Annotated in this window: 12 protein-coding genes and 2 tRNA genes; 8 read left to right on the top strand and 6 right to left on the bottom strand. The window is 56.1% G+C overall.

What is annotated here, in order from left to right:
• Positions 1-48: 48 nt before the first annotated feature.
• Positions 49-1,344, top strand: coding sequence for a citrate synthase (gene gltA / locus Q1B21_RS12365; RefSeq protein WP_298934916.1), 1,296 nt, complete (start codon positions 49-51; stop codon positions 1,342-1,344).
• 47 nt (positions 1,345-1,391) lie between these two features.
• Here gltA and Q1B21_RS12360 read toward each other — a convergent pair whose 3' ends face one another.
• Complete coding sequence (locus Q1B21_RS12360; RefSeq protein WP_299889746.1) at positions 1,392-2,462, bottom strand: PA0069 family radical SAM protein; 1,071 nt, start codon at positions 2,460-2,462, stop codon at positions 1,392-1,394.
• A 309-nt stretch (positions 2,463-2,771) separates the two neighbouring features.
• Between Q1B21_RS12360 and Q1B21_RS12355 the strand changes: the two genes are divergently transcribed.
• The 3 genes from Q1B21_RS12355 (at position 2,772) to Q1B21_RS12345 (ending at position 5,403) form a co-directional block, all read left to right on the top strand.
• Positions 2,772-3,470, top strand: a complete 699-nt coding sequence (locus Q1B21_RS12355; RefSeq protein ID WP_298934914.1) for a B12-binding domain-containing protein — start codon at positions 2,772-2,774, stop codon at positions 3,468-3,470.
• 152 nt (positions 3,471-3,622) lie between these two features.
• Positions 3,623-4,660 carry a Hint domain-containing protein gene (locus tag Q1B21_RS12350; protein WP_299889744.1) on the top strand — a complete coding sequence of 346 codons (1,038 nt, stop codon included), beginning with the start codon at positions 3,623-3,625 and terminating at the stop codon, positions 4,658-4,660.
• A 77-nt stretch (positions 4,661-4,737) separates the two neighbouring features.
• Entirely contained in the window at positions 4,738-5,403 is a 666-nt protein-coding gene (locus Q1B21_RS12345) for a DUF1638 domain-containing protein (protein WP_299889742.1), read from the top strand.
• A 2-nt stretch (positions 5,404-5,405) separates the two neighbouring features.
• Here Q1B21_RS12345 and Q1B21_RS12340 read toward each other — a convergent pair whose 3' ends face one another.
• Positions 5,406-5,816 carry a SufE family protein gene (locus Q1B21_RS12340; protein ID WP_298934911.1) on the bottom strand — a complete coding sequence of 137 codons (411 nt, stop codon included), beginning with the start codon at positions 5,814-5,816 and terminating at the stop codon, positions 5,406-5,408.
• A gap of 139 nt (positions 5,817-5,955) precedes the next feature.
• On the opposite strand from Q1B21_RS12340, the gene Q1B21_RS12335 reads away from it, so the two are divergent.
• Positions 5,956-6,480, top strand: a complete 525-nt coding sequence (locus tag Q1B21_RS12335) for a hypothetical protein (protein ID WP_298934910.1) — start codon at positions 5,956-5,958, stop codon at positions 6,478-6,480.
• A 6-nt stretch (positions 6,481-6,486) separates the two neighbouring features.
• On the opposite strand, the gene rnd is transcribed toward Q1B21_RS12335, so the two are convergent.
• From rnd to purM, 3 genes are all read right to left on the bottom strand, one after another.
• Positions 6,487-7,644, bottom strand: coding sequence for a ribonuclease D (gene rnd, locus Q1B21_RS12330; RefSeq protein ID WP_298934909.1), 1,158 nt, complete (start codon positions 7,642-7,644; stop codon positions 6,487-6,489).
• Positions 7,645-7,757: 113 nt separating this feature from the next.
• A complete protein-coding gene (purN, locus tag Q1B21_RS12325; RefSeq protein ID WP_299889739.1) occupies positions 7,758-8,354 on the bottom strand; it encodes a phosphoribosylglycinamide formyltransferase in 597 nt (198 codons plus the stop codon).
• Positions 8,351-9,397, bottom strand: a complete 1,047-nt coding sequence (gene purM / locus Q1B21_RS12320) for a phosphoribosylformylglycinamidine cyclo-ligase (RefSeq protein ID WP_299889737.1) — start codon at positions 9,395-9,397, stop codon at positions 8,351-8,353. The genes purN and purM overlap by 4 nt, the downstream gene beginning before the upstream one ends.
• A 108-nt stretch (positions 9,398-9,505) precedes the next feature.
• Between purM and Q1B21_RS12315 the strand changes: the two genes are divergently transcribed.
• A tRNA-Ile gene (locus tag Q1B21_RS12315) sits at positions 9,506-9,582 on the top strand.
• 53 nt (positions 9,583-9,635) lie between these two features.
• Here Q1B21_RS12315 and Q1B21_RS12310 read toward each other — a convergent pair.
• Positions 9,636-10,955: an ATP-binding protein gene (locus Q1B21_RS12310; protein WP_298934906.1), complete on the bottom strand. Its 1,320-nt coding sequence runs from the start codon at positions 10,953-10,955 to the stop codon at positions 9,636-9,638.
• A 44-nt stretch (positions 10,956-10,999) separates the two neighbouring features.
• On the opposite strand from Q1B21_RS12310, the gene Q1B21_RS12305 reads away from it, so the two are divergent.
• Positions 11,000-11,914 carry an MBL fold metallo-hydrolase gene (locus Q1B21_RS12305; protein WP_299889735.1) on the top strand — a complete coding sequence of 305 codons (915 nt, stop codon included), beginning with the start codon at positions 11,000-11,002 and terminating at the stop codon, positions 11,912-11,914.
• Positions 11,915-11,991: 77 nt separating this feature from the next.
• Positions 11,992-12,066 (top strand) — tRNA-Asn (locus Q1B21_RS12300).
• The last annotated feature ends 186 nt before the right edge of the window (positions 12,067-12,252 follow it).

The following is a 12,252-nucleotide window of genomic DNA, read 5'->3' as shown; positions in this document are numbered from 1 at the left end:
AAGGTCAGACGGCGTCTTGACCTGCGCATGAATGAAGAAGGGACAACCATGACTGAAAGCAATAAAACAGCCACTTTGACCGTTCATGGTAAAGAGTATGAGTTGCCGGTTCATTCGCCGACCGCCGGGCCTGATGTTGTCGACATCCGCAAGCTGTACGGCCAGGCAGGGGTATTCACGTATGACCCCGGATTCACCTCGACCGCCAGCTGTGACAGCACCATAACCTATATTGACGGCGACAAAGGCGAGCTGCTGCACCGCGGCTACCCGATTGAACAGCTTGCTGCGAAATCCCATTTCCTCGAGGTTTGCTACCTGCTGCTATACGGAGAGCTGCCGGATGCAAAAGTGCTCGAGACGTTTGAAACCACCATTACGCGCCACACAATGCTGCACGAGCAGATGCAGTATTTCTATCGCGGGTTCCGTCGGGATGCGCATCCAATGGCGATCATGGTCGGTGTCGTTGGCGCGATGTCAGCTTTCTACCACGATTCAACCGATATCTCGGATCCGCATCAACGAGAGGTGGCATCGCACCGCCTGATCGCCAAGATGCCAACCATCGCGGCCTGGGCTTACAAATACCACAACGGTCAGCCTTTCGTTTATCCGCGCAACGATCTTGATTACGCGTCAAACTTCTTGCGCATGTGCTTCAGCGTTCCGGCCGAAGAATATGAGGTCAACCCGATCCTGAGCCGTGCGATGGACCGGATTTTTACCCTGCATGCAGATCATGAACAGAACGCATCGACTTCGACTGTGCGCCTTGCTTCGTCATCTGGGGCAAATCCGTTTGCTTGTGTGGCTGCCGGGATCGCCTGTCTTTGGGGGCCGGCCCATGGTGGCGCCAATCAGGCGTGCCTGGAGATGCTGGAAGAAATCGGCAGCGTCGATCGCATTCCGGAATACATTGATCGTGCAAAAGACAAGAGTGATCCATTCCGCCTGATGGGCTTTGGCCACCGTGTCTATAAGAACTTCGACCCGCGCGCGACAGTGATGAAGCAATCGGCGGATGAGGTTCTGGATCTGCTGGGTATCGAGAACAACCCGAAACTGCAGGTCGCCAAAGCGCTCGAGAAACAAGCCTTGGAAGACCCTTACTTCGCGGAGAAGAAGCTGTTCCCGAATGTGGACTTCTATTCGGGCATCATCCTCGAAGCGATGGGTTTCCCAACCTCGATGTTCACACCGATCTTTGCGCTGTCGCGCACCGTCGGTTGGGTCAGCCAGTGGAAAGAGATGATTGCGGATCCACAAAACAAGATCGGCCGTCCGCGCCAGCTATACCTGGGCGAGACAAGCCGCGATTACGTCGACATCGAAAAGCGCTGATTAAAACGCATAGAACGAAAAAGCGCCCCGGTCTTCCGGGGCGTTTTCTATTCAAACAGGCTAAGTTGATCACCTGCCTGGGGTGGTTTCGAAAACAAATCACATCGTAGCGGCTCGGACTGCGTTGCCAGCCCCAAACGTTTGATTGCCAGCTTGAAACGCTTGCCGATCATCTGGGCATACTCGCCCTCGCCCCGCATTCTGTGACCCCAGCGCGGATCGTATTCGCGCCCGCCATGCATGTCGCGCAGATGGGTCATCACCTTGTCAGCCCGCGCTGGCTCATGCTCTGCCAACCAGTCCTGCCAAAGCTCGGACACTTCCCGTGGCAAGCGCAGCATGATCCAGCTGGCCACGTCCGCGCCTGCCTCTTTGCCCACCTCTAACAGGTGCTCCAACTCATGATCCGTCAGGCCGGGCACCACCGGAGACGTCATGACGCGCACTGGCACACCCGTTTCAGTCAATCGTCTTATTATCTGCAAACGTCGCTGCGGTGACGGCGCGCGCGGTTCCATCCGCCGCGACAAACCGCTGTCGAGTGTAGTCAGCGATATGCCAACGCGCACTAGGCTTCGGTGCGCCATATCTGCCAGAATATCTAGATCTCTCTCAATCAACGCGCCTTTGGTCACAATCGCTATCGGGTGGTTGAACTCGCTTAGCACTTCCAGGCAGGCCCTAGTGATCAAACGCGTTTTTTCGACCGGTTGGTAAGGGTCTGTGTTGGTTCCCAACGCTATTGGTGCAACCCGATAACCCTTGGAAGACAGTTCCTTTCGCAACACCTCGGGCGCATTGGGTCGGGCGATCAGGCGTGTTTCAAAGTCCAGCCCCGGCGACATCCCCAGATAGGCGTGGCTTGGACGGGCAAAACAATACACACAACCATGCTCGCACCCGCGATAGGGATTTATCGACCGATCGAACGGCAGATCCGGTGAGCGGTTGTAAGTGATCAAGCTGCGCGCCACTTCGTCTCGAACTTCTGTCCGTAGCGGTGGCAAGTCTTCTTCCACACACCACCCATCATCTGTCGCAACCGTTGTATAGCGTTCAAAACGCCCAACAGCATTGGATGCTGCGCCGCGACCACGGATACTAGACGGATGACTCATTTTTTGTTCGCTCTTTGTTCTTACTCAACATAGGCGGCGGCCGCTTAATTCGCAAGGCAGTGCAATTTGAAAAACGACGGCATCGAAACACGATGGAGGAAAATCCGGTGAAAGGTATCGTTCGTCATAACCTGAACCAAATGCAGGATGATCTTGCAGAAAATTCTGTCGAGTGGTCCAAGATTTTAACGTATAGGTCGGTCACGAAACCGCCGAGGTCGCAATCGTCACAGTCAGGCTGCGACGTTTTGGCCAAAACGGGACAAATGCCACCACGGGCTGCGCGCCCGAACAGCTCAGGGAATCCCCATGTCCGACGAAGAAGACATTGTCCTGTCCGAACTGAACGACGACGAACTTGTCGAACAGATGTTCGACGATCTTTATGATGGCCTGAAGGAAGAGATTGAGGAAGGCGTGAACATCCTGCTGGAACGCGGATGGACCCCTTACGACATTCTGACCAAGGCGCTGGTTGGCGGCATGACGATTGTTGGCCACGACTTCCGTGACGGCATCTTGTTCGTGCCTGAGGTTCTGTTGGCCGCCAACGCCATGAAGGGCGGCATGACAATCCTGAAGCCGCTGCTGGCCGAAACCGGCGCACCGCGTGTGGGCAAGATGGTAATCGGCACCGTCAAAGGCGACATTCACGACATCGGCAAAAACCTTGTATCGATGATGATGGAAGGAGCAGGCTTCGAAGTGGTTGATCTGGGCATCAACAACCCGGTCGAAAACTACCTGGAAGCGCTGGAGACCGAGCAGCCCGATATTCTGGGCATGTCTGCCCTGCTGACCACGACCATGCCTTACATGAAAGTCGTCATTGATACGTTGGTCGAACAAGGCGTGCGCGACGACTATATTGTTCTTGTCGGCGGCGCGCCGTTGAACGAGGAATTCGGCAAAGCCATCGGAGCTGATGCCTATTGCCGCGATGCTGCCGTGGCCGTGGAAACCGCAAAGGAATTCGTGTCTCGTAAGCACAATCAACTGGCTGGCTGACTACAAATCCAATAGTTCAATAAGGGCCGCCCGCTTTTGGGCGGCTTTTTTTGTTCAACTGTTTGCCTGACCGGAATTCTAAATTGAGATTTGGATCGACGTGTTCTAACTAGTGCCCAGTTAGAATATGTTACCAGAGTTCCGAGGTTCCAGTGCCCACTACTTTTACTGCCATTTCTCTTGGCAACATTGCCGATATCGACAGTTTCGAAGGCAACAATATCGCCGAAAACGCATCTGCGCTTGTGGGCCAGACTTTTGGCGCTTCGGGCAACGCCCTACTCAATAACGCTGTAACCTGGTCCCCCGTTGGCAACCCCGGCTCGGTGTTCGAAATGAACAATACTGTCGGAAACGATCAATTTTCAATCGACGGCGGACCGACACAGACCTTCGATGGCACGTCCATTTTCAATGCGACCATCACTTACATTGATGGGACCACAGCAAACATTACTGCCGTGGTCGCGCAGGACGTGAATGGCAATGCCTACCTGATGCCCGAGTTTACGGCAAACACGGACCAAGTTGCGCTTGAAGCAGGGGCCATCCGCTCCATCACCCTCAACAGCCTGAACGGGAACAATTTCTCGGGTCTGACGGCAAACCGGCAAAGCTGGGATCTGGTGACTTGCTTCACATCCGGCACATTGATCAGAACGAACTGCGGCGAGAGATCTGTGGAGCAGCTGAGCGTTGGTGACAAAATTCAAACGCTAGATCACGGCCTGCAAACCCTGCGATGGATTGGTCAGCGCACGGTGCAAGCGCAGGGACCTTTTTCACCTGTGTTAATTCAAGCAGGCGCATTGGGCAATCAGCGGGACCTGTTGGTCTCGCAACAACACCGGATGCTGTTGGAAGATTGGCGCATCGAACTGCATACCGGCCACGCCGAAGCTCTGCTTCCGGCAAAACAACTGGTAAATGGCCGAGATATCAGGATTCTCCCCGGCGGGGCCGTCACATATTTCCACTTGATGTTTGATCAGCACGAACTGGTCTGGGCCGAAGGCTGCCTGAGTGAGAGCTTTCATCCCGGGATTCAGGGATGGAACAGCTTGGATGATGCAGCACGTCAGGAAATTCTCTCGCTGTTCCCTGAGCTGGCAGCCGACGGCATCAGCACATATGGGCCTACCGCACGCCCAATGCTGGCCTCGTATGAGGCACGGGCGTCGGCGGCCTGACATCAGATGTCGGTCCAAGGCTTGCCTTGACCTCGCTTTCGTTCTTTTCTGCATACAGCCGACTAGGAACCTGAGCCATGCAGAAAGAAAACCTGCCGGATGACGCGGGACTGACAACTCAAGGCTATTCAAGCCAAGGCAATGGCAGCATCTTGTTGATTGCCTGCGGTGCGTTGGCGCGTGAGATTCTGGATATCAAAAAGCGCAACGGCTGGGATCATCTGGCTTTGACCTGCCTGCCCGCCATTCTGCACGTCCATCCCGAACGGATCACGCAGGCGGTCGAGGATTCGGTCCTCAAACACAAAGACCAATACGATCAGATCTTCGTCGTTTACGCCGATTGCGGCACGGGCGGTCTGTTGGAAAAAGCGTGTGACCGATTGGGTGTTGAAATGATCAAAGGGCCCCACTGCTATTCTTTTTTCGAAGGCAATCAAATCTTCGCAGAGCGCGGAGAGGATGAGACTACCGCCTTTTATCTAACGGATTTTCTTGCCCGTCAATTTGATGCCTTTGTCTGGAAACCCTTGGGGTTAGACCGGCACCCAGAGCTGCGAGACATGTATTTTGGCAACTACACCAAACTGGTTTACCAGGCACAAACCGATGATCCGAACCTGACAGAGCGTGCGCGCGCGTGTGCTGACAAGATGGGCTTGGCGTTCGAGCGACGTTTGACGGGCTACGGTGATCTGGAGACAACGATGTCAGATTGGGCCAATCGCCCGTCTAAAACATAAAATCACGCGTTTTCCTGAGCAACGTCCCGGATGCGTTCGATCATGGATCGCAGCCCATTTGACCGTTGTGCCGACAGGTGGTCGTTCAACCCCAAACGCGCGAGTTCACCGCCGGCATCAACTTTTGGAACCTCGGCAACGGGCAAACCATTATAGAGTGATCGCAGAACGGCTATCAGTCCGCGCACGATCAGGGCGTCGCTGTCTCCGTCAAACTTGAACACGCCGCCTTCGATCATCGGATGCAACCACACCTGGCTTGCGCATCCGTTCACTTTGGTCGCCGGCACCTTGAACGCGTCGTTCAGCGGCTCCATCGCTTTGCCCTGCTCGATGACGTGGCGGTACCGGTCTTCCCAGTCCTCCAGAAACTCGAAATCCTCTACAATGTCTTCAAAGGCGGGCGTTGCCATGGTGCGACGATCCTTCCGTTGCGGTCACATTTGTCACCTATGCCGACGATAGGCGCCTGTCCAGCCCCCGGCGTGGCTTTTCAAGGCGCGGAAATTGCGCTAACCCATTGCTTGAATTGGTGCCAAAAGCTGTGGGTCTATGCAAAAAACTCTGTCTGTTCTGTTCGTCGCCGTATTGACCTTGTCTGCCTGCAACAGCTGGCGCGACTCGCGGGTGAACCCTTCCAACTGGTTTGGGTCCAGTACGCCTGCCCCTGTTGAAACATCGCCGGATGACGCTGACGCACTGATCCCGCAGCAAAGCGGTAACAGGGGACTGTTTTCGCGCCCCGAAGAAGAAGACCGAAGCGTAGCAATCGCCAAGATAGATGAGCTTAGGATCGATGCAACACCCACGGGTGCGATCATTTACGCATCTGGCACTGCCTTGCGCCAAGGGGCTTTTGATGCCCGTCTGGTGCCCGTGACATCTGAAGAGAATGACAAAAACGGCGTTATGGAGTTCACCTTTCGGGTAACCTACCCGACTTACCAGACCCGGCAAGGTTCGGAACGGTCCCGGATGGTATCGGACGCCATCAACATTTCTAGCCAGGATTTGCAGGCCGTTCGTCTGGTTCGTGTGGTGGGTCAGCAGAACGCGTTGGAATCGCGGCGGCGCTAAGTTCCGCTATAGCGAAACAACCTGAACCGTTTGTCCCTTGGCTGCCAATGCGATTTTACCTTCGCACAGCTTAAGGGCATCTTCCCCGAATACTTCAAAACGCCAGCCAGACATGGCAGGAACTTCGCGTTCGCCTGCTGCGATCTGATCAAGCTCGGAACTGGTCGCGATCAGCTTGGCCGCCACACCCGAGCTTTCGGTTTTTGATTTCAGCAAAACCCGCAGCAGGTCAGACAGGGCTGGATTGACTTTCAGTTTGTCGCGGCTGTTGTCGATTTTAGGCAATTGTTCCGGCGGGCAGTTCACCCCGCGCTTTACCGCAGCAAGAATACCGTCCGCAATCGCGCCTTTGCGCGCTTCGCGCAGCAAAAGACGCGACGCCCCCAGATCAGCAGGAGATTTTGGTTTGGTCGACGCCAGTTCGATCAAAGCATCATCTTTAAACACCCGGTTGCGGGGCACGTTGTTTTGCTGCGCATGTGCTTCGCGGAATTGCGCCAGTTCGCGCACCACGGCCAGAAACTTGGCCGAATTCGTTCGTGTTTTGACACGCTTCCACGCATCTACGGGCTGGATATCGTATGTCGCAGGCTGGGTCAGGGTGCGCAATTCTTCCGCCACCCAATGGCTGCGGCTGGTTTTTTCAAGCTCGGCCGCAAGATGTTCATAGATTCGGCGCAGATGGGTAACATCCGCCAAGGCATAGGTTTTCTGCGCTTCGGTCAAAGGGCGTCGTGACCAATCGGTGAACCGAGAGGTTTTGTCGACACCCTGCTTGCAGATCTTGCGCACCAGCGTTTCATACCCAACCTGCTCGCCAAATCCGCAGACCATGGCCGCCACCTGAGTGTCGAACAACGGTTTCGGAAACACGTCGGCCTCGACCCAGAAGATCTCCAGATCCTGCCGGGCGGCGTGGAACACTTTGACCACGTTTTCATCCCGAAACAGCGTATAAAGAGGGTCCAGCGACAAACCATCGGCCAAAGGGTCGACCAGAACTGCGCTATCTTCATCTTCTGAGGGAACCGCCAACTGCACAAGGCAGAGTTTGGAATAGTAAGTCCGTTCGCGCAGAAATTCGGTATCCACTGTGATATAGGGGTAGTCCGCAGCGGCCTTGCAAAATTCGGCCAGCTCTTGCGTCGTCTTCAGGGTTTTCATGCGCCGTACTATTCTTGCTCTTGTTATTTGAAATTGCCCGATTTTGCCTAGTCCCGAGCGATAGAGGCGACCATAGGACGAATTCCGTGCGTGTGTAAATCACCCACGAAATATCAAGGCAACAGAAGGGGTGACCTGTTGCCTTCAGCATAACGACTCAAAACAGCCGGGTACAATTTGTGTTCCCACACCAACACGCGCGCGGCCAACGTGTCGGGCGTGTCATCCGGCGCGATCCCTAGGCGTGCCTGACCCAGAATGGGGCCATCATCGAGCGCAGCGGTGACCTCGTGCACTGTACAACCATGTTCCGCATCACCTGCCTCGATCGCGCGGGCGTGTGTGTGCAGGCCTTTGTATTTCGGCAGCAGTGACGGGTGAATATTCAGCATCCGCCCCTGAAACTGCGACACAAAACCGCCGGTCAAAACGCGCATGAAACCTGCAAGGCAAACGATGTCAGGTTTCGCGTCCAGGAGCGGTTTTGCCAATTCGTCCTCGAATGCCACCCGATCGCCTTTGAACGGGCGATGATCTACGACCGCCGTTGGAATGCCCCGGTCAGCAGCTTTTTTCAGCCCACCCGCCGTCGCATCATTTGACAAGACCAGACAAGGGCGTGCGGGATGATCATCAACCATGCTGTCCACCAGGGACATCATGTTTGACCCACCGCCAGAAATCAGAATGGCGACGCGCTTGTGGCTCACAACAGCTTGCCCGAATAGGCAACGCCAGATGTTTCTGTGATTTCTCCAAGCCGTGAAACGGTTTCACCTGCATCCTGCAGCAGTTGAGCCAAATCTGCTGCACGATCTTCAGCGCAGACAAGGATCATTCCGATGCCGCAGTTGAACGTCTTCAGCATTTCAGCTTCGGCGATGCCCCCTGTCTGTGCCATCCACCCAAACACGGGCGGCAGGTCCCAGGCGTTTAGATCAACCTGCGCGCCCATGCCTTCGGGCAGAACGCGCGGAAGGTTCTCGGTCAAGCCGCCGCCTGTGATATGCGCCAAGGCATGCACGCCCCCTGCCCTGATTGCCGCCAGCGCTGGCTTCACATAAAGCCGCGTTGGCGTCAGCAGAGCTTCGCCCAACGAACCGTCACCAAAGGGAGATGCCGAATCCCAGCCCAACCCGGACAGTTCAACCAGTTTGCGAACCAGCGAATAGCCGTTGGAATGCACCCCGTTCGAGGCCAGCCCCAACAGCACATCACCCGCCTGAACGCCGTCTGGCAAATCCGCACCCCGTTCCATCGCACCAACCGAGAATCCGGCCAGATCGAAATCCCCGTCAGGGTACATCCCTGGCATTTCGGCTGTTTCGCCACCGATCAGAGCACAGCCTGATTTTGCGCAGCCTTCTGCAATGCCTTCAATGATCCGGGCAGCAGTATCTGTATCCAGTTTGCCGGTCGCAAAGTAGTCCAGAAAAAACAGCGGCTCGGCACCTTGGCAAATCAGGTCATTAACGCACATCGCGACCAGATCGATGCCAACGCCATCCACGACACCTGTGTCGATCGCAATGCGCAGCTTTGTTCCGACGCCGTCCGTGGCGCCGACAAGAATTGGGTCGGTATAACCGGCAGCCTTCAGATCAAACAAAGCGCCAAAGCCACCTAAGCCGCTCATGACACCGGGACGGTTGGTCCGCTTGGCGGCGGGCTTGATCCGATCGACCAGCGCGTTGCCCGCATCAATGTCCACACCTGCATCGGCATAGGTGATTCCGTTCTTGCCCGCTGTCATGGTCAGTCCCTCATGAGTGCTTTGCAGCGCGAGTTATTCGATTGTGCGCGCGCATGCAACGGTCAGGCTTGACGCGGGCGTTCACCGTGATACCCAAGGCCCTCAGGCGGGCCTGTAGCTCAATTGGTTAGAGCAGAGCGCTCATAACGCTTTGGTTGGGGGTTCAAGTCCCTCCGGGCCTACCAGAATCACCGCCAGACCAAAAAAGTTGGCACACTTCCCCCAAAATTTTGCCTCGCTAGCGTCCGATAATAATATCCGCGCACAATCCACCCAATCGTTCGCTTTTGGCAAGGCGTAAAGTGCCGCCATGCGCACGGGCGATGTCGGCAACGATGGCCAAGCCAAGCCCCACACCGCTGCCCTGATTCTGATTGCGAGCCGGATCAAGGCGGGTGAACGGTTTGACAGCCTCAGTACGCTGATCGGCTGGAATTCCTGGACCATCATCTTCGACGCGGATGCGTAAAGACTTGGGATTAAGGCTCAGGCTGACATCGGCCTTGGTGCCATATCGAACCGCATTCCCGATCAGGTTTTCCACCGCCCTGCGGATCGCCGTAGGACGCAACATAACTGTGCCTTGCCCCTCAACACTCACCAAATCGGCTTCGTACCCTGCCCGTCTGGCATCATCGACAATCTGACGCACAAAAGCCTCGGGATGAACCTCTTCGGTGGCGCCATCGGCTGCTCCGCGAGAGAAATCCAGAAAGGCATCCAGCAGAGCCTGCATCTCAGTGACGTCCTGCTGCAGCGGTGCCGCCTCTTCCTCGGGCAACATTGAAAGGCCAAGCTTCAATCGCGTCAGCGGCGTGCGCAGATCGTGGCTGACACCGGATAACATCAGGGTTCGCTGCTCCATTTGCCGCTCGATCCGCGCCCGCATGTCCAGAAACGCGTTACCTGCGGCCCGTACCTCGATTGCACCACTTGGCGAGTATGGCTCTATCCGACCGCGGCCAAATGCCTGCGCCGCGTTGGCCAGGCGTGTTATTGGGCGCAGTTGATTGCGCATATACAGAAACGAGATCGAGGTCATGATGATGGCAAAGAACACCATCGTTACAATCAACTGATGCGGTGCCGCTGGCGACAGTCGCCTTCGATCAAAGGTCAGCTGCAACGTCCCAAGATGCGTCGGTAAGTATAGCCGTGCCTCCTGACTGCTGGGCAATGCAACCGCAATCAGATCCGGCAAGTTTGCCCGCAGATCAGTCTCGACCTGCGGAGCAATGAAATCGTACCAGCGACGCCGCCCGATATCCGGTTCTTCATTTATGCCCAGAAAACGGACTTGCATCTCAAGCGCGGCCAAATCAGGCCGAATGGCCGCCAATGCCTGCTGCTGTGTCTCGGCCTCAGCCATAGCGCCTGTAACAAGGTTGACTTCGCGCGAAGCGGCGCGGGTCATTTGCGACGTGACATCCTCCAAATGCCTCTGCAGGAAGGCAATTCCCACGACCAGCAACAGCACAATGACCGGCAAAACCAGAATCAATGCGGCCCTGACATACAGGCTGCGAGGCATATAGGGTTTGAGCCATTGTGTGGACATGCGCTAAACCTAGCGGGCTGCCCCGACAAGAGGAAGAGCGCAGAATGCAGGCACCTGATGATTTCAACCCGCGTCCCGGTATTGCCGTCGAAATGCAACCCGGGCTCAGGCGCATTCTGGCCCCGAATCCATCGCCGATGACCTATCGCGGCACCAATACATATCTGCTGGGAACGTATGACATTGCCGTCATCGACCCCGGCCCGCTGAGTGACGCGCATCTATCCGCGATCCTGGAGGCACTGCAGCCCAACCAGCGGATCAGCCACATCATTGTCACGCACAGCCATCTGGACCATTCCCCGCTGGCCGCATCTTTGGCGGCCCGAGCGGGCGCTCCGATTATTGCCTTTGGTGGCCCGGAAGCTGGTCGGAGCGCAGTAATGACTCACTTAGCAGGACATGGCCTGGCCGGGGGTGGCGAAGGCATCGACACCCGTTTTCGCCCCGATGTCGAAATCGGCGATGGCGAGGTGATCCGTGGCGATGGCTGGGATCTTGAAGTGATCCATACGCCGGGCCACCTGGGCAATCATATTGCGCTGGCCTGGGGCGATGTCTGTTTTACCGCCGATCATGTTATGGGCTGGGCGAGTTCGTTGGTGTCACCACCCGACGGTGACTTGACCGATTTCATGGCGGCCTGTCACCGGCTGCGGGCGCGTGACTGGTCGGTGTTTCACGCGGGGCACGGCGCACCGATCACCGACCCGGCCGGCCGGTTGGATTGGCTGATTCAGCACAGATTGGGGCGCGAGGCTCAGATCCTATCCGCACTTGAAGACGCGCCCGGAACTGCGCGCCAATTGGCTGAACGCATCTATACGAACACGCCGCCTGCTCTGCTTCCTGCCGCCGAACGTAACGTCTTTGCCCATCTCGTTGATCTGGAAGGTAAATCTCAGGTTTCCTTCACGGATCGTCTGTCAGCAAAGGCAGTCTTTAGCCGCAGTTCCTAGCCGCAACGATTTTTTTGAAATTCACACGCTTCCCCTCTGGACGCGTAGAATCCGGATTGCTATACGGCGCGAACCGTTCCGGCGTAGCTCAGCGGTAGAGCAGTTGACTGTTAATCAATTGGTCGTAGGTTCGATCCCTACCGCCGGAGCCAATTTCCCCTCAGACACGTACCTACATTCGGCCGTATTTCTGCGTCTTCAGCACGGTCACGTTCTTTCGTTGAAAAAACTTAACACCGCCCTCTGGACGTCGTGAAATCTGATTGCTATACGGCGCGAACCGTTCCGGCGTAGCTCAGCGGTAGAGCAGTTGACTGTTAATCAATTGGTCGTAGGTT

This window comes from uncultured Ruegeria sp. (genome assembly GCF_947504215.1).
Taxonomy (GTDB): domain Bacteria; phylum Pseudomonadota; class Alphaproteobacteria; order Rhodobacterales; family Rhodobacteraceae; genus Ruegeria.
The sequence above is the reverse complement of the archived record's forward strand: the minus strand, read 5'-3'. Positions and strand labels throughout refer to the sequence as shown.